The sequence below is a fragment of the Dietzia papillomatosis NBRC 105045 genome, assembly GCF_001570845.1.
Lineage (GTDB): Bacteria > Actinomycetota > Actinomycetes > Mycobacteriales > Mycobacteriaceae > Dietzia > Dietzia cinnamea.
Window position 1 is genome coordinate 61,120 of record NZ_BCSL01000003.1, and the last position, 16,109, is coordinate 77,228.

Sequence of the window (16,109 nt, forward strand, 5' to 3'; positions counted from 1 at the left end):
GGGCCCCGTTCGGATGATGTCCCCGAAGCCAGAAACGAGCCCGGGATTTTGTAGGGTTCCCACAAATTGCAAGCTGGCCGCTCGTCCATCTCCGCACGGCGTGGATTCGTTACAGGGTGTGACGCGAGTGAATATTTAGCCTTCTTGAGTAGTTCTTTCGGCAAACTTCCCGAGGACCAGTGCGATTCTCAGCACGAAGGCGTCCCGCGCGGTGAGGGGGTCGAATTTAGTGATTTGACCCACTCTCTTCAAGCGGTACCTCACGGTGTTGGGATGGACGTACAACTCGCGAGCGCACTTCTCCACGTGCCCACCTGAGTCGAGATAGGCCCGAAGGGTGTCCTCGACAGAGGCGTCCGCACCCCGCAGGGGCGTGACGATCCGGTCGACCAACATCGCCGCCGCGCCGCGGTCGCCCCCGAGGACGCGCTCGGGTAGGAGGTCGATCGCCGCGACGGGCCGCGGCGCGCCGGGCCAGCCGCTCACCGCCGCCGCCCCGGACAGTGCCTCCGCCGCGCTGTCCGGGGCCTCGACCAGGGAGCCCACGGTGTGGCCGTGGACGACGGGGGCGTCCGAGGAGAACGCGTCGAGAAGGGCGGGTGGGATCGAAGCGGAGGACTCCAGCTCTCCGGAGAGGATGACGACGAGGCGGGCGCCCTGGACCACGGCCAGTGCGTGCCGGTCGGACGAGACGGCGGCCCGGTGGACGGCGGGGACCGAGGCGAGACCCAGGTCCTCCCTCGGGGTCCCGATGATGACCGTGGCCGCGGTTGTCGGGTCCCAGTTCAGTGCGGAGGCACCGGAGATGAGGTCCGCGTGCCGGTCCCCGCGGACCACGGCGTCGACGATCATCGCCTCCATGCGCGTGTCCCACGCGCCGCGGTTCTCCGCCGCCGCGGCGTACACGGAGGCCGCGGTGAACCCCAGCTCGCGGCCGAACTTCAGAACGGCCGCGATCATCAGGCCGCGCTGTCGCTCGTTGTGGGTGATCCGGGGCATCACCAGCTCGAAGTACTCGAGGGTCGAGCGCACCAGCTGCACCGTCTGCTGCAGGGTGAGCCCCTGACCGACGCCCTTGGGCAACAGCTTGAAGCCGGCGATGGTGTCGGTGTGCGGCGCCTCGGGGTTGCGCACCCAGGTGACGAAGTCACGGACCGCGCTCTGGATGATCAGCTGGATCTCCGCGCGCTGGTCCGCCGACAGCTCGGCGAAGAACGGCAGCTCCTGCTCCAGGGCGCGAACCGCCTCGGTGGACAGAGTCCCCGAGTACCGCGTGATGCGCTTGAGGAGCGCGTCGGAGACCGGCCTGTCGTCCGGCGGCGTGGACGACCGCCGCCGGACGCGCTCCGGCTCCCTCTCCCCGGTGGCGGGGTCGGACGTCTCGGTCACGCCACTCCGGGATCCGTCGTCGGCTCGGGGGCGGCCATGACGTCGTCGATCCGGTACTGACGCGCGGCCTCGAGGAGGGTGACCTTCTCGATGGCGCCCTCGCGGACGAGCCCCGCCAGCACGGCGACGACGATCGACTCGGCGTCGGTGTTGAAGAAGCGACGCGCGGCCGGGCGGGTGTCGGAGAACCCGAAACCGTCGCAACCCAGGACCGTGAAGTCTCCAGGGACCCAGGCGCGGATCTGGTCCGGCACAGCCTTCTGGAAGTCGCTCACCGCGACCTTGGGCCCGTCGGCCTCGGCCAGCGCCGCCGCTACGAACGGGGTGCGCGGCTGCTGGTCCGGGTGGCGCAGGGCGTGGCGCTCACACTCGAATCCGTCGCGGGCCAGCTCGGTCCAGGAGGTCGCGGACCACAGGTCGGCCGCGACGTCCCACTCCTCGGCGAGCATCTTCTGTGCCTCGACGGCGGCGTACATGGCCACACCCGAGGCCAGGATGGACGCCTTGTGGGTGCCGGACCCGGCCGCGCGGAAGCGGTACAGGCCCCGCAGCAGGGCGTCGACGTCGAGGTCCTCGGGCTCGGCCGGCTGCGGAACGGGCTCGTTGTACAGGGTGATGTAGTAGGAGACATTGCGGTCGATGCCGTCGGTCTCCGTCTCGTGGGCGGAACCCGGCCCGTACATCCGCTCGACGCCGGCACGCATGATGTGCGCGACCTCGTAGGCCCAGGCGGGGTCGTAGGAGATGATGCCCGGGTTGGTCGCCGCCAGCAGCGGGGAGTGTCCGTCCATGTGCTGGAGGCCCTCGCCGGTGAGGGTCGTGCGGCCGGCGGTCGCGCCGAGTAGGAATCCCCGAGCGAGCTGATCGGCGGCGGCCCAGATCCCGTCGCCGGTCCGCTGGAAGCCGAACATCGAGTAGAAGATGTACAGCGGGATCATCGGTTCGCCGTGGGTGGCGTACGCGGTTCCGGCGGCCGTGAACTCGGCCACCGAACCGGCCTCGCTGATGCCCTCGTGCATGATCTGGCCGTTCTTGGCCTCCTTGTAGCTCAGCATGAGCTCGTGGTCGACCGAGGTGTAGTTCTGGCCGTGCGGGTTGTAGATCTTCAGCGTCGGGAACCACGAGTCCATACCGAAGGTGCGGGCCTCGTCCGGGATGATGGGCACGAAACGGTCGCGCAGCGACTCGTCGCGCATGAGTTCCCTGGCGGTTCGCACGAGGGCCATCGTCGTGGCCACGGCCTGCTTGCCCGAGCCCTTGCGGAGCGACTTCAGGGCGTCGACGTCGGGCACGTTCAACGGGGTGAAGGTCTGTCGCCGTTCGGGCACGTGCCCGCCCAGCGCGGCACGGCGGTCCAGCATGTACCGGATCTCCGGGGAGTTCGGCCCCGGGTTGTAGTAGGGCGGCAGGGTGGGATCGGCCTCGAGCTCCTCGTCGGTGATGGGGATCTGCTGCTTGTCGCGGAACAGCTTGAGGTCGTCGAGCGTCAGCTTCTTCATCTGGTGGGTCGCGTTGCGCCCCTCGAAGTTCTGGCCCAGCCCGAAGCCCTTGATGGTGTGGGCCAGGATCACGGTCGGCTGACCGGTGTGCTCGAGCGCGGCCTTGTACGCGGCGTGGATCTTACGGTAGTCGTGCCCGCCCCGGCGCAGGTTCCAGATCTCCTCGTCCGTCATGTCCTCGACCAGCTTGGCAGTGCGGGGGTCGCGGCCGAAGAAGTGCTCGCGGACGTAGGCGCCGTCGTTGGCCCTGAACGTCTGGTAGTCGCCGTCCGAGACGGAGTTCATCAGAGCGACGAGCGCGCCCTCGGTGTCCTTCTCGAAGAGCGCGTCCCACTCGCGGCCCCAGACGACCTTGATGACGTTCCAGCCGGCGCCGTTGAAGTAGGACTCGAGCTCCTGGACGATCTGGCCGTTGCCGCGGACGGGCCCGTCGAGCCGCTGAAGGTTGCAGTTGATGACGAATGTGAGGTTGTCGAGCGCGTCGTTGGCCGCGATCTGCAGCGCGCCGCGCGACTCGACCTCGTCCATCTCACCGTCGCCGAGGAACGCCCAGACGTGCTGCTGGGAGGTGTCCTTGATGCCGCGGTTGTGCAGGTAGCGGTTGAACCGCGCCTGGTAGATGGCGTTGATGGGCCCGAGACCCATCGATACCGTCGGGAACTCCCAGAACTCGGGCATCGAGCGGGGATGGGGGTAGGAGGGTAGGGACCGCCCCGGGTGGCTCTTCTCCTGCCGGAAGCCGTCGAGGTCGTGCTCGCGGAGCCGACCCTCGAGGTACGCGCGGGCGTACATGCCGGGGGAGGCGTGGCCCTGGAAGAAGATGTGGTCACCGCCGCCGGGATGGTCCTTGCCGCGGAAGAAGTGGTTGTAGCCCACTTCGTAGAGCGGCGCCGCGCCCGCGTAGGTCGAGATGTGCCCGCCCACGCCGATGCCGGGACGCTGGGCGCGGTGGACCATGATGGCGGCGTTCCAGCGGATCCACCGGCGGTAGGTCCGCTCCACCGCCTCGTCGCCCGGGAACTCCGGCTCGAGGCTCGTGGGGATCGTGTTGACGTAGTCCGTGGAGGTGAGCGCCGGGAGCGGCACGCGTTGTTTCGAGGCACGTTCGAGCAGCCGAAGCATCAGGTAACGAGCCCGCTCGGGCCCGGCCTCGGCGAGCAGACCGTCGAGCGAATCCATCCACTCCTGGGTCTCCTCGGGATCGGAGTCCGCCAGGTAGGACGCGACGCCCTCGCGGAGGACCGGAACGTTGGTGGGTGCGGAACCGTTCCTGGGGCCTGCGTTCTCGGTCATGCTTCTCGTCCTCACTTCTGCGATTCGTACCGTGGCGGCCCGGTGGGGCCACCACTCGTCGTGGTACAGCGTCGGGCCCGCGCCGCGGTCCACGGGTGTGTGGCGGACCGCGTCGGGCTCGGACCGGGCCACCGTCGGCCCGTCGTTTCCGATTGTGCCCCAAAGCGTGACCCGCGACACCGTCGCGGGATGCCGCGTGCCGGTAAATGGGCGGTAGTCGTTTCCCCGGTGCCTGACCACGGGTAGTGTTCCTGGTCAGCGAAAGTCCTCTAGGGACTACTCGGAACAGAGGGAGGAACACCACGGTGGTCGCCGCGGCGAACCAGCAGGACGGAGCGGACCAGGTAGCTGGTCAGCTCGATCTGACGGAGGGCATGCTCGTTCAGGAGGTCGGATGGGATTCCGACTGCGACGAGTCGATCAGCGAGGCCGTCGAGGACGCCGTCGGATCGGAGCTGCTGGAGGAGGACACCGATGAGGTGGTCGACGCGGTGTTGCTCTGGTGGAGGGACGGCGACGGGGACCTCGTCGATCGGCTGATGGACGTCGTCACGCCGCTCGCGGACGAGGGATCCGTCTGGGTCCTCACCCCCAAAACGGGGCGGGACGGGCACGTGGAGCCCGCCGTCATCGCGGAGTCCGCCCAGACGGCGGGAATGCTCCAGACCCGGACGGCGGCTATCGGGGACTGGGTCGGGAGTCGGCTCGCGCTCCGTAAGAACAGCATGCCGCGAAAGTAGGGCAGGGATGCCGGGAGCTCCGTGCCCGCCCCGCGGGGCGTCGCGGCCCACGGTGGGATAATCTGAGCCGCACCGGCGCCCGTGAGGCGCCGGTGCACGCGCGCGTAGCTCAGCGGTTAGAGCTCTGGTCTTACACACCAGCGGTCGGGGGTTCGATTCCCTCCGCGCGCACCCCATGGACACCTCTCGCGCCTGCGGCATCGCCCTCGGATTCCTCGTCGACGCGGCGCTGGCCGACCCCTCGAGGCGGCACCCGGTGGCCGGTTTCGGCGCAGTGGCCTCGCGTGTGGAGGGACTGCTCGACCCGCCCGTTGACGCCGGTGACGCCCACGGGGCCGTCGGCGCCCCCGACACGACAGCGGCCCGCGTCGCCGTTCGCGCCCGCGGTGTCGTCTTCACCGTCGTCCTCGTCGGCGGGGTGACGGCCGCCGTACGCGGTCTCGACTCGGCCGTGGCCGCCAGGCCCGCCCTGCGTGTGGCGACCACGGCGGCCACGGTGTGGGCCTGCCTCGGCGGGACCTCCCTCCTCCGGATCGCCCGTCGCCAGGCGGAGTTGCTCGACCGGTCCGACGTCGACGGGTCGCGGCGGCTGCTCCCGTGGTTGTGCGGCCGCGAGCCCGGGGCTCTCGACGCCGGCCAACTCGCACGGGCGGTGGTCGAATCGGTCGCGGAGAACACCTCCGACGCCGCGGTGGCCACGCTGTTCTGGGCCGGTGTCGCGGGCCCCGCCGGGGCGGCGGCCCACCGTGCGGCCAACACGCTCGACGCGATGGTCGGGCACCGCTCACCGCGCTACGTCGACTTCGGTTGGGCGTCGGCTCGGCTCGATGACGTGCTCGGGTGGCCGGCCGCCCGGTTCGCGGGCCTGCTGACCGCGGCCGTAGCCCCGGTCGTGGGCGGGCGGCCCGCGGAGGCGATCCGGATCTGGCGTCGGGACGCGTCGTCCCATCCGAGTCCCAACGCCGGCGTGGCGGAGGCGTCGTGCGCGGGAGCGCTCGGCGTCCGGCTCGGCGGGCCCACCCCGTACCCGTACGGGACGGAGCAGCGGCCCCGCCTCGGTGACGGCCCCGCGCCGAGCCCCGTCGACATCCGGCGGGCCGTCCGGCTCATGCGGGCGGTGCAGATCGGGGCCGCGGCGGCCGCCGTGTGCGCTGCCGCCGCGGGCGCGCGCGGCCACCGATCCGGGGCCCGCGGGTCAACTGACTGAGCCGGGCGCCGCGGGTCAGTCTCCCGGTGCCAGCAAGACGAGGGCGCCCGAGACGGTCTGGGCCGGTCCGGCCAGCGGGACGCGACGGGGCCGGGTGTCGCGAGCGGGTTCCGGCGAGCGCACGGGGCCGCGGCCCCAGGACCACAGCGCGCCGGCGCCGTCGATCCCGTAGGGGGACGATTCGCTCGCCCCGACCCACCGCAGGGGCGGCAGCCCCGGCACCGGCCGCGGGGAGGAGAGGACGGTGTCGTCGGTCGTGCCGTCGCCGAGGATCCCCGTGACGGTGCGTCCCCAGGTCCAGACGGTGCCGGCCGAATCGAGGGCCAGCGCGAAGTGCTGGCCGCCGGCCACCTGCACGACACCGGCGTCACCGAAGCCGTCCACGCGGACGGGCCGGTTGGTCTGCCCGCCGCGCGGTTCCACGCCCAGCAGGCCGTGGACGTTGTTGCCCCACGCGCACACCTCGCCCGTCGCGGTGGCGATCACCGCGGCCCCGCTCGCGTCGGCCACACTGACCGCCCCGGGGACGTCGCGGATCCGGCGGACCGTGGTCCCGGGCGGTTCACCGAGGATCTCGGTGAGGTTGACGCCCCAGCCCAGGACACCACCGTCCGAGCGGAGGGCGAGGGCGCTGAGGGAGCCGGCGGCGACGGAGACCACCTCGTCGACGCCCTGCACCGCGGCCGGGGTCGTGCGGACCGGGGAGTCGCCCCGGAGAGCGCCGGAGGCGATGAACGAGTCGCCCCAGCCGGACACCGTGCCGTCCGCGTGGGTGACGAGGAACGCCGACCCCACGGCGGCGACCGAGATCGCGTCCGAGATCCCGGACACACGGCGCGGCAACAGGGTCTGCCCGGCGCCGCCGGCCGTCCCGGCGAGGAGGCCGTCGTGGTCGACGCCCACCACGGAGACGGTCCCGCCGGCGTGCACGGCGGCCAGGGTGGTGCCGGCGTCGGCGACCGAGACGACGTCGTCCCACCCGGGGACCGGGCCCATGGGCAGGCCGCTCCGGATCACCTGACCGATGAGGTGGGCCTGTCCGGGCTCGTGGCGGGGGGCGGTGGGGAAAGCGGTGGAGTCCGAGCAGGCGGACGCGAAGAGGACGGCGCGGTCGGCGGGGCTGCACGCGGTCGTCCCGCCCAGCGCGAGGCAGACGGCGGTGGTCACGGTGACGGCGCGCCGCGGGATTCGCATCCCCGGATTCTGCTGGGGCGAGGGGCGCTTGTCGAGCGGTTCGTCAGCTCCGCAGGCGGTCGGCGCGGCGGAACGCGCGCCGCTGTTCGGCGGCGTCGCGGTCGCCGTAACGCGCGCGCATCGCGCGTTCGCGGGCCGAGACCTCGTCGTCGGCCCGGGCCTCGTCGTCCGCGGCCGACACTCCGACGCCGCTCCTCGGGGCCGGGCCGTCACCCCCGTCGACGCCGGAGCCGGCGTAGCCGGCGTCGCCGTCCGGGCCACCGCCCGACGCGGCATCACCGGCGTCCGCCGTGCGGTCGGCGAGCCCGGCGTCGTCGTCGCGGCGCCGCGCGCGGATCTCGGCCCATGCGAAGTAGATGAGGGCGGCCGGGGCGAGGACGCCGAAGGCGAGCCACTGAAGGCCGTAGGACAGGTGGGGCCCGTTCTCGATGCCCGGGATCGGCGCGGGGGTGAGCGAGCCGGGCTGGTCGCCGGTCAGCTGCAGGTACCCGGCGGGCCGGAGGTCGTGCCCGAGGGTGTCGCCGATGACGGCCGGGTCGACGACGCGGACCGCGGGACGGCCGTCGAGCTCGACGGGATCGGCCTGGCCGGGTTCGGCGACGCGCACGCGGGCGGTGATCCCGACCTCGCCGGCGGGCGCCGCGGGGTAGTCGGGGACGGCGTTGTTCTCTCCCACCTGCACGTAGCCGCGGTTGACGAGGAGATCCGGCCCGTCGACGGGGTCGAATACGGTCAGGACGTGGTAGACCAGCTCGCCGTCGACCGACCGGAGCCGCAGCAGGGCCTCGGAGTCCGGCTCCCACCGGCCGTCGAGGGTCACGAGCCGCCACTCGCGTTCGGCGTAGTCCTGCGGGCCGCGCACGACTTCGTCGAGCGGGGCGGGCTCGGCCTCGACGGACTCGACCAGCCGGGCGTTGCGGGCCTCGAGGTCATCGCTCTTGCCGAGCTGCCACGGGGCGAGGAACGCGAAGCACGCCCAGGCGAACAGGATCGCGGCGAGAACCCCGATCACCCACCCGGGGGTCAGGAAGCGCCGCAGGATCCGCATGCTCCCAGGATATCGGTCGGGCGGGGCGGGGCACCGCCGCGGTGGTGGCGGCTACCCCAGCAGCTCGCGCACCTCGGCGACCAGACCGGGCAGGGCGCGCGAGATCTGCATGCGCGTACGCGTGAAACCGCTGTCGTCGCCGTAGTAGGGGTCGGCCACGTCCGCACCGTCGGCCCCGGGTTCGTACGCGCGCAACAGGCGGACCCGGTCGGGGTCGACGTCCGCGCGCAGGAGGTGGTCGCGGTGGCCGCTGTCGAGCGCCACGAGCAGGTCGGCGTCGTGGTCGTCGTCGGACAGCTGCGCGGCCACGTGCGCGGTGTCGTAGCCGTGGGCCGCGAGCTCGGACGCCGCGCGCGGGTCCATGCCGTGGCCGACGTGCCAGTCGCCGGTGCCGACGCTGGAGATCCTCACCCGGTCGCCGAGCCCGGCCTGTTCGAATTCGTGCCGCGCCATGACCTCGGCCATGGGGGAGCGGCAGATGTTGCCCGTGCAGACGAACACCACTCGTACCGTTCGGTCACCAGCCACGGATGATCTCCTCCAGTGCTGCGGTGTCGACGGCCGACCAGCGGGCCCTGTCCCACTCCTCGGGCCGGCCGTAGCCCCAGCGCACGATGGCGGTGGGGATGCCGTACCGGGCGGCGCCGTCGATGTCGTGTTCGCGGTCGCCGATCATCAGCACCCCGTCCGTGCCGCCGTCGGCGTCGGGCACGGGCTCGACACCCATCGCGGCGAGGGAGTGCGCGACGACGTCGGCCTTGGCCAGCCGCCCCACTCCGATGTCGGCGCCGCCGACGAACTCGAAGGGCGCGAGCAGGTCGAAGTGGCCGAGGATCCTGCGGGCGGCGTTCTGGTCCTTGCTGGTGGCCACGGCCATCCGGTACCCGTCCACGGCCAGGCGGTTCAGCAGCGTGTCCATGCCGGTGAAGACGGCGTTCTCGCGCCAGCCGACCTCGTCGTAGCGCTCGCGGTAGGCGTCGATCGCGCGGTCGAGGTCGGCGCCGGCCAGGCCGAGCGAGGCGAGGGTGTCGATCATGGGCGGCCCGGCGATCGAGCGGATGTCGCGGGAGACGTCCCAGCGGGCGCCCACGACGTCGAGCGCGTGGTGCAGCGATCGGGCGATGCCGTCGAGGGAGTCGGTGATGGTGCCGTCGAGGTCCACGAGGAGGATCGGGCGGTCGGTCATGCCGCCATCCTCCCAGAGGCGGGGGCGCGGGTCGGGCGGTGGCTGCCGGGCCGGGGGTGCCGGGCGGCGGCCGGGCGACGAGGCCGCCGTCCTACGCTTCCGGCATGACCGAATCGACCGGGGTCCGCGCCGACGAGCCGTCGTGGGCGGCGCTGCGTCACCACGGGGACGCCGAGCTGGTCCCCGGGGCCCTGGACTTCGCCGTCAACGTGCGCGGGTCGGGACCGCCGGCGTGGCTTCGCGACAGGTTGGCGGCGCGCCTCGCCGACCTGGGGGGATATCCCGGGGGCGACGACGACGAGGCCGCGGTCTCGGCCGTGGCCGCCCGTCACGGGGTGATGCGCGAGCGCGTCCTGCTCCTGGGCGGGGCGTCGGAGGGGTTCCACCTCCTCGCCGGCCACGCGGCCCGACACCGCCTGCGCGCCGCCGTGGTGCACCCGTCCTTCACCGAACCCGAGCTGGAGTTGCGACGGGCCGGCGTCGGAGTCGAGCGTGTCCTTCTGCCGGACCCGTTCCGTCTGGATCCGGCACTGGTCCCGGGGGACGCGGACCTCGTCGTCGTCGGTAATCCCACCAACCCCACGTCGGTGCTACACCCCCGCGCCGCCGTCGCGGCGCTGTGCCGTCCCGGGCGCGTGACCGTGGTGGACGAGGCGTTCTGCGACATGGTGGACGACGAGGCCGGGCACTCCCTCGCGGGCGCCGACCTGCCCGGCCTGGTCGTGGTGCGCTCGCTGACGAAGACTTGGGCGCTGGCCGGCTTGCGCGTGGGGTACGCGGTCGGCGACCCCGCCGTGCTGGCGGACCTCGCCGCTCACAGACCGCACTGGCCGCTGGGCACGCTCCAGCTCGAGGCGATCCGGGCGTGCGTCGGGACCGGCGCGGACGGCGAGCTCGCCCGCCTACGCATCGATGTCGCGGTGGAGCGGGAGGCGATGGTGGAGGCCCTCGCCGCCGCCCGGATCGAGGTGGCCGTGCCCCCGTCGGCGCCGTTCGTGCTGGTCCGCACCCCGCCGGGCGTCGATCCGGAGGCGTTCCGCGACGGCCTCGTGCGACGCGGCGTGGTCACCCGTCGCTGCGACACGTTCCCGGGCCTCGACGCGTCCTACCTGCGGCTGGCCGTGCGGCCGGGCACGATGGTGGACGAGCTCGTCGGCGCCTGGCACGCGGCCGCCGACGCGGCGAGGAACCGACTGGAAGGGGAGCGAGCATGACCACCGGCAGGCCCACCCTGGCCGACGTGATCGACCTGTTGGAGCGGGCGTACCCGCCGCGCCTGGCCGAGTCGTGGGACCGCGTCGGTTTGGTCGCCGGCGACCCCGCCTCCGAGGTCTCTCGCGTCGTCGTGGCGGTGGACGCCACGGACGCCGTGGTCGACCACGCCCTCGCCCAGGGCGCCGACCTACTGCTCGTCCACCACCCGCCGCTCCTGCGCGGTGTGCACTCCGTGGCCGCGGACACGCCCAAGGGACGTCTCCTGCACCGCCTCATCGCCGGGGGGTGCGCCCTGTACGCCGCACACACCAACGCCGACTCCGCGCGCCCCGGCGTCAACGACGCCCTCGCCGACGCGCTCGGCCTGACCTCCGGCGCCCCGCTCTCACCGACCGGCGACGGCACCGTCGACCGGTGGGTCGTGACCGTGCCGGACGACGATCTCGAGGACCTCCTGCACGCCGTGTTCGCGGCCGGGGCCGGACGGATGAGCGGCTACACCGAGTGCTCGTTCTCCGTGCGCGGCACCGGGCGCTTCCGGCCCGGCGACGGCACCGACCCGAGTATCGGCACCATCGGCGAGCCCGAACAGGTCTCCGAGACCCGCGTCGAGTTCGTGGCCCCGCCCGAGTTGCGCTCCGCGGTCCGGCGCGCGGTCGTGGCCGGGCACCCGTACGAGGTGCCCGCGATGGACGTCCTCGTCAACCACGCCGGACCCGGCCCCGGGCCGGAGGACACCGGGCTCGGACGGATCTGCGATCTCGACGAGCCCACCACCCTCGCCGCGTTCACCCGACTCGTCGCCGACCGCTTGCCCACCACCGAGTGGGGTGTGCGGGCCGCCGGCGATCCGGAGGCCGAGATCCGGCGCGTCGCCCTGTGCGGCGGCTCCGGTGATTCCCTGCTCGGCGCCGCCCGTGCGGCCGGCGCCGACGTCTACCTCACCGGGGATTTGCGTCACCACATCGCGGACGAGCACCTGCGCGAGGGCGGGCCGATGCTCGTCGACGCCGCCCACTGGGCGCTGGAGTTCCCGTGGTGCGCGCAGGCCGCGGCCCTGCTCGAAGAGGGCGCCGGGGTCACCGCGAGCGTGTGCGACCTGCGGACCGATCCGTGGACGGTGGCCGCCGGGGGAGCGCGCGGGCAGCGGTAGTCTTGGCTCCCATGAAGGCCGATCCCCACCACCAGCGTCGACTCGTCGACATCGCCGACCTCGACCTGCGTCTGGCCGGTCTCGCACACCGGCGAGAGCACCTGCCCGAGCAGGAGACGCTGGACGGTCTCACGGCCGAGCGCCGAGCCGCCACGGAGTCCGTCGCCCGGGCCCGGATCCACCTCGAGGACCTCGATCGCGCCCTGGCCAAGTTGCGCTCGGATCTCGACGCCGTCCGCCGTCGCCGCGCCCACGACTCCGACCTGCTGGCCTCCGGCGGCCTGTCCGAGCACCAGTCCACCGAGCTGGACTACGAGCTGCGGTCGCTGGCCCGCCGGCAGGAGGCGCTCGAGGCCGAACTCGGCGAGCTCAGCGAACGCCACGAGGCCATGCAGGCCGACGTCCGCCACTCAGGGGCGGTCGTCACCGACCTCGACGCGCGCATCGGCATGGCGCGGACACTGCGTGACACCGCGCTGGCCGAGCTCGAGGACGCCGTGACGGCCACAACGGCGGAGCGGGCGCGCGAGGCCGAGGGGATCCCCGAGGATCTCCTCGCCCTCTACTCCCGGAGCGCCGAGAACGCCGGGGTCGGGGCGGCGATCCTCAACGGGGGCCGGTGCTCGGCGTGTGCGATGGACCTGGACCGCAGCACCGTGGCCGCGTTCCGCTCCGCGCCGGCCGACGATGTGCTCACCTGCCCCGAATGCGGTGTGATCGTCGTCCGTACCGGCAACCAGTGAGCACGGGTTCCGGCTGGACCGGTGCCACCGGCAGGCCCACCCGCATCGTGTTGGCCCGGCACGGCCAGACCGCCCTCTCGGTCGACCGGCGCTACTCCGGCCAGGGCGACCCCGAGCTCACCGACCTCGGCCTGGCCCAGGCCGAACGCACCGCCCGCCGCCTCGCCTCGTTGCCCGGCCTGAGCGCCGTGGTGTCCTCGCCGCTGCGGCGGTGTCTGGGCACCGCCGAGCGCGTCGCCGAGGCCGCCGGCGTGCCGCTCATCGTGGACGACGACCTCATTGAGACCGACTTCGGCCGGTGGGAGGGGCTGACCTTTCGCGAGGCCGCCGAGCAGGACCCCGACACACATTCCCGCTGGCTCGGCGACACTTCTGTCCCGCCGCCGGGGGGCGAGAGCTTCGAGGTGGTGCGAGAGCGCGTCGAGCGGGGCCTGCGTCGCATCGTCGCCGAGCGTCCCGGGCAGGTGGTCGCGGTGGTCAGCCACGTCACCCCCATCAAGCTGGCCATCCGCGCCGGGCTCGGCGCCGGCGACGAGCTCCTGTTCCGCCTGCACCTGGACCTGGCCTCGGTCTCCGATGTGCGCTTCTACTCCGACGGGCCCACGTCGGTCCACCTGGTCAACGACACCTCGCACCTCGGCTGACGCGGCACCTCGCCCCGCGGCCGGCACCTCGCCCCTCGGCTGACGCGGCACCTCGCCCCGCGGCCGGCGCGCGCCGGGGACTAGACTGGGGCGGCGAACGAGTCGGCCGGACGGCCGCGGACAGGGGAACCGGCGCCCACGCGTGGCCAGGCCCCGGCCCGAGGAAAGTCCGGACTCCACAGAGCAGGGCGGTTGCTAACGGCAACCCGGGGCGACCCGCGGGACAGTGCCACAGAAAACAGACCGCCGCGCCCACGCCGGCGCGGTAAGGGTGAAACGGTGCGGTAAGAGCGCACCAGCACCCCGGGTGACCGGGGTGGCTCGGTAAACCCCGCCCGGAGCAAGGTCGAAGGTCGCACCGTCCGCGGTGCGACTGCGCGGATGGACGTGCGGTGACGCACGGGGAGGGCTGCTCGCCCGAGTCCGCGGGTGGACCGCTCGAGGTACCCGGTGACGGTGTGCCCAGATGGATGGTCGTCGCCCGCCGCACGCGGTGGGCACAGGATCCGGCTTACAGGCCGACTCGTTCGCCCCGCCCCGCGCCCCGCCAGTTCGGCACAGGACCGGTAGTGCGACCAGAGAGCCCGCGAGTACAGAGTGGCAGCGCGACGGCCCCGAGATGCGCTGTCCCTTCGCCCTACGCTGGCCGCTTGCTCGAACATCGCCCGGTTGTGATGGCGAAATGGACCATTCTCCCATCACAAGCCAAAGAGCCAGCGCATCCGGAGGAGGACGCGCTGGCACTCTGTCCAATCGCGCGTCACAGGTCGTCACGCCGCACGTCGACGGGCCGCCGCTAGTAGGGTCGTGGGTGCTAGCCCAGCCCGTCGATCCGAGGAGGTCCGCCATGTCGGAAGAGCAGTGGTACTACGACATCGCCACAGGTCAGGCGCTGCAGGGCAAGGTGACCAACTGGGACAACCGGATGGGCCCGTACGCCACGCGAGCCGAGGCGGAGGCGGCGCTGGCCAAGGCCAGGGCGCGCAACGAGGCGTGGGACGCCGAGGACGAGAAGGACTGATCCGACTCGGCGAGGCCGCCGCGCGTTACGGGGACTCATCGGCGCGCGCGTCGACCGCGCGACCGGCGCTATTTTCTGCCGCCCTTCTTCTTGCCCTTCTTGGCTTTCTCGTCCTTCTTCCGACGCTTGCGCGCCGCGCGCCGTGACTCCGACAACTCGCGGTAGGCGGCCGTGACCGCCGCGGCGTCGCTCTCGAACCCGTCGAGGGCTCGCTCGGAGAAGCCGCGCTCGCGCTCGAACAGCACCCCGAACCCGAACGTCGACTCGCCGGCGATCTCGGCGCGGCGGGCGATGCGGCGGAGCCACCGCCGGGTCGTGACGCTGTCCTGCACATCCCCGAGCACGGTGTGCAGGCGCTGACAGGCGTCGCGCAAGGGTGCCACGGTGAGCCCGTCCGTCCCGGGCAGGGCGTTGACGTTGCGGCGCAGGGCCTTGGCGCGCTTGCGCACGACGTGGGTGAGTTCCTCCCGCTCGGCCAGCGTGAGGTCGAGTTCCGCGAGGTCGCGCTCGGTGCGGGTGCGGACCTTGGTGAACTTCTTGAACTGGCGGTCGACGCCACTCAGCATCAGTTCCCCGGCCTCGCGGCGCTTCTTCTTGCCGCCCTTCGCCGTGGTTCCGCCGGCGACGCGGGCCAGTTCGTGGAGCCGGTCGACCAGGTCGAGGTACCGGTCGGAGAGCAGAGCCGAAGTGACCCGTTCACCCGCGCGCCGGGCCTCCGCGTCGAGTTCCACCCGCAATCGCTGACGGATCTGCGGGCTGACCACGTCCTCGGGGTATCCGGCGGCCAGGTCCCCGAGGCGCTCGTCGACCACCTGGATGTCGCGGAGTCTGCCCAGAACGGCGGCGAGGACCTTGAGCTCGGCGAGCAGCCCGGGCAGGTCGAGATCGGTGTCGGCGGCGTCGGCCTCGAGCTCCGCGGCGTAGGTGCTGATGGTGCTGCGCAGCCCGCGGACCGCGACGCGCATCTGGTGGACGCCCACCATGGTGGTGCGCCGGGCGGCCGGATCGTGGTCGAGCAGCGTGCCCAGGTCGCGTGCCAGGGCGTCGCGGACGGGGGAGACGCCCTCGTCACCGGCGTCCGGGAGGGGTCCGATCGCGCGGGCGAGTTTGGAGGACGACGACGAGGTGGTGGCCCCGGCGTCCGTGCACGCGGCGGCGACGGCCGCGAGATGGGCGTGTGCGTCGGGTCGCGCCGGATCGACGATCTCGGCTTCCCACTCCCGCCACGTGGCCGCGGACCCGCCGTTCACGAAGGCCTCGGTGGAGACGTGATCGTCGCAGAACTCGATCACCGCGGCGCCGTGGTCGTCCCGCAGCGTGTGGACCCGCCGGAGGTTGTCGATCCGGGCGACGGGCGCCAGTGGACGGCGACGGACCAGCCCGGCGACCGCGGAGAGGAACTCGTCCGGGACCTCGTCGCCGAGAGGGGCCTGCAGTTCGACACGGCCGGCGTGGGCGGGCAGCTTGAGGTGCCACCCTTCGTCGTCCCCGCCGGTGCGGCGGCGCAGCGTCACCTTGTGCCGGGTGAGCGAGAGATCATCCGTGTCGTAGTAGACGGCGGAGAGCTCGTACTCATCCGGACCGTCGACGACGAGCGGCGCGAACGCGTCGGCGGAGGGCGCCGGGATGTCGTCGTCGACCTCGAACTTGCTCTCGACCTCGACGGTCTCGTTGATCGTCATGGACCGGTTGTACCAGCCGTCGGTGAACACCGTGCCACCGCGCTACACCCCTACCAGGACTTACTTGCGGGTAAGATCGGGAGCGTCGCAGATCA

The 16,109-nt window shown here is 72.6% G+C and carries 13 protein-coding genes, 1 tRNA gene, 1 other RNA gene and 1 pseudogene; 9 read left to right on the forward strand and 7 right to left on the reverse strand.

The annotated features are described in order from the left end of the window. Nucleotides 1-135: 135 nt before the first annotated feature. Both DPA01S_RS01900 and aceE read right to left on the reverse strand, forming a co-directional pair. Nucleotides 136-1,389: a PucR family transcriptional regulator gene (locus tag DPA01S_RS01900; RefSeq protein ID WP_082767758.1), complete on the reverse strand. Its 1,254-nt coding sequence runs from the start codon at nt 1,387-1,389 to the stop codon at nt 136-138. Continuing rightward, entirely contained in the window at nt 1,386-4,181 is a 2,796-nt protein-coding gene (aceE, locus tag DPA01S_RS01905) for a pyruvate dehydrogenase (acetyl-transferring), homodimeric type (RefSeq protein WP_061913740.1), read from the reverse strand. The genes DPA01S_RS01900 and aceE overlap by 4 nt, the downstream gene beginning before the upstream one ends. 305 nt (nt 4,182-4,486) lie before the next feature. Between aceE and DPA01S_RS01910 the strand changes: the two genes are divergently transcribed. The 3 genes from DPA01S_RS01910 to DPA01S_RS01920 all read left to right on the forward strand — a co-directional run bounded on the left by DPA01S_RS01910 (nt 4,487) and on the right by DPA01S_RS01920 (nt 6,128). After that, nucleotides 4,487-4,921 carry a DUF3052 domain-containing protein gene (locus DPA01S_RS01910; protein WP_007628241.1) on the forward strand — a complete coding sequence of 145 codons (435 nt, stop codon included), beginning with the start codon at nt 4,487-4,489 and terminating at the stop codon, nt 4,919-4,921. 98 nt (nt 4,922-5,019) lie between these two features. Further along, a tRNA-Val gene (locus tag DPA01S_RS01915) sits at nt 5,020-5,092 on the forward strand. A gap of 4 nt (nt 5,093-5,096) precedes the next feature. Beyond that, nucleotides 5,097-6,128, forward strand: a complete 1,032-nt coding sequence (locus DPA01S_RS01920; RefSeq protein ID WP_061229301.1) for a CobD/CbiB family cobalamin biosynthesis protein — start codon at nt 5,097-5,099, stop codon at nt 6,126-6,128. 15 nt (nt 6,129-6,143) lie between these two features. Here DPA01S_RS01920 and DPA01S_RS01925 read toward each other — a convergent pair whose 3' ends face one another. Genes DPA01S_RS01925 through DPA01S_RS01940 form a run of 4 tightly spaced genes read right to left on the reverse strand, consistent with a single transcriptional unit; the run spans nt 6,144 to nt 9,556 of the window. Beyond that, on the reverse strand, nt 6,144-7,322 hold the full coding sequence (locus tag DPA01S_RS01925; RefSeq protein ID WP_061913742.1) for an RCC1 domain-containing protein: 1,179 nt from the start codon (nt 7,320-7,322) through the stop codon (nt 6,144-6,146). A 43-nt stretch (nt 7,323-7,365) separates the two neighbouring features. Then, on the reverse strand, nt 7,366-8,370 hold the full coding sequence (locus DPA01S_RS01930) for an SURF1 family cytochrome oxidase biogenesis protein (protein ID WP_061913744.1): 1,005 nt from the start codon (nt 8,368-8,370) through the stop codon (nt 7,366-7,368). A 51-nt stretch (nt 8,371-8,421) separates the two neighbouring features. Continuing rightward, nucleotides 8,422-8,898 carry a low molecular weight protein-tyrosine-phosphatase gene (locus DPA01S_RS01935; protein WP_061913746.1) on the reverse strand — a complete coding sequence of 159 codons (477 nt, stop codon included), beginning with the start codon at nt 8,896-8,898 and terminating at the stop codon, nt 8,422-8,424. Next, nucleotides 8,888-9,556 carry an HAD hydrolase-like protein gene (locus tag DPA01S_RS01940; RefSeq protein ID WP_061229297.1) on the reverse strand — a complete coding sequence of 223 codons (669 nt, stop codon included), beginning with the start codon at nt 9,554-9,556 and terminating at the stop codon, nt 8,888-8,890. Before DPA01S_RS01940 ends, DPA01S_RS01935 begins: the two co-directional genes overlap by 11 nt. Nucleotides 9,557-9,660: 104 nt before the next feature. On the opposite strand from DPA01S_RS01940, the gene cobC reads away from it, so the two are divergent. From cobC to DPA01S_RS16665, 6 genes and pseudogenes are all read left to right on the forward strand, one after another. After that, entirely contained in the window at nt 9,661-10,770 is a 1,110-nt protein-coding gene (gene cobC / locus DPA01S_RS01945; RefSeq protein WP_061229296.1) for an Rv2231c family histidinol phosphate aminotransferase CobC, read from the forward strand. Beyond that, a complete protein-coding gene (locus DPA01S_RS01950; protein WP_061229295.1) occupies nt 10,767-11,924 on the forward strand; it encodes a Nif3-like dinuclear metal center hexameric protein in 1,158 nt (385 codons plus the stop codon). Before cobC ends, DPA01S_RS01950 begins: the two co-directional genes overlap by 4 nt. Before the next feature lie 11 nt (nt 11,925-11,935). Then, nucleotides 11,936-12,667, forward strand: a complete 732-nt coding sequence (locus DPA01S_RS01955) for a zinc ribbon domain-containing protein (protein ID WP_061229294.1) — start codon at nt 11,936-11,938, stop codon at nt 12,665-12,667. Then, nucleotides 12,658-13,311: pseudogene (locus tag DPA01S_RS01960) on the forward strand (histidine phosphatase family protein); the annotation flags it as partial. The gene DPA01S_RS01955 and the pseudogene DPA01S_RS01960, both read left to right, overlap by 10 nt. A 98-nt stretch (nt 13,312-13,409) precedes the next feature. Beyond that, nucleotides 13,410-13,841, forward strand: an RNA gene (gene rnpB, locus DPA01S_RS01965) — RNase P RNA component class A. 317 nt (nt 13,842-14,158) lie between these two features. Next, entirely contained in the window at nt 14,159-14,332 is a 174-nt protein-coding gene (locus DPA01S_RS16665; RefSeq protein ID WP_153038742.1) for an SPOR domain-containing protein, read from the forward strand. A 68-nt stretch (nt 14,333-14,400) separates the two neighbouring features. Here DPA01S_RS16665 and DPA01S_RS01970 read toward each other — a convergent pair whose 3' ends face one another. Then, on the reverse strand, nt 14,401-16,014 hold the full coding sequence (locus DPA01S_RS01970) for a CYTH and CHAD domain-containing protein (RefSeq protein WP_061229314.1): 1,614 nt from the start codon (nt 16,012-16,014) through the stop codon (nt 14,401-14,403). Between the last annotated feature and the right edge of the window lie 95 nt (nt 16,015-16,109).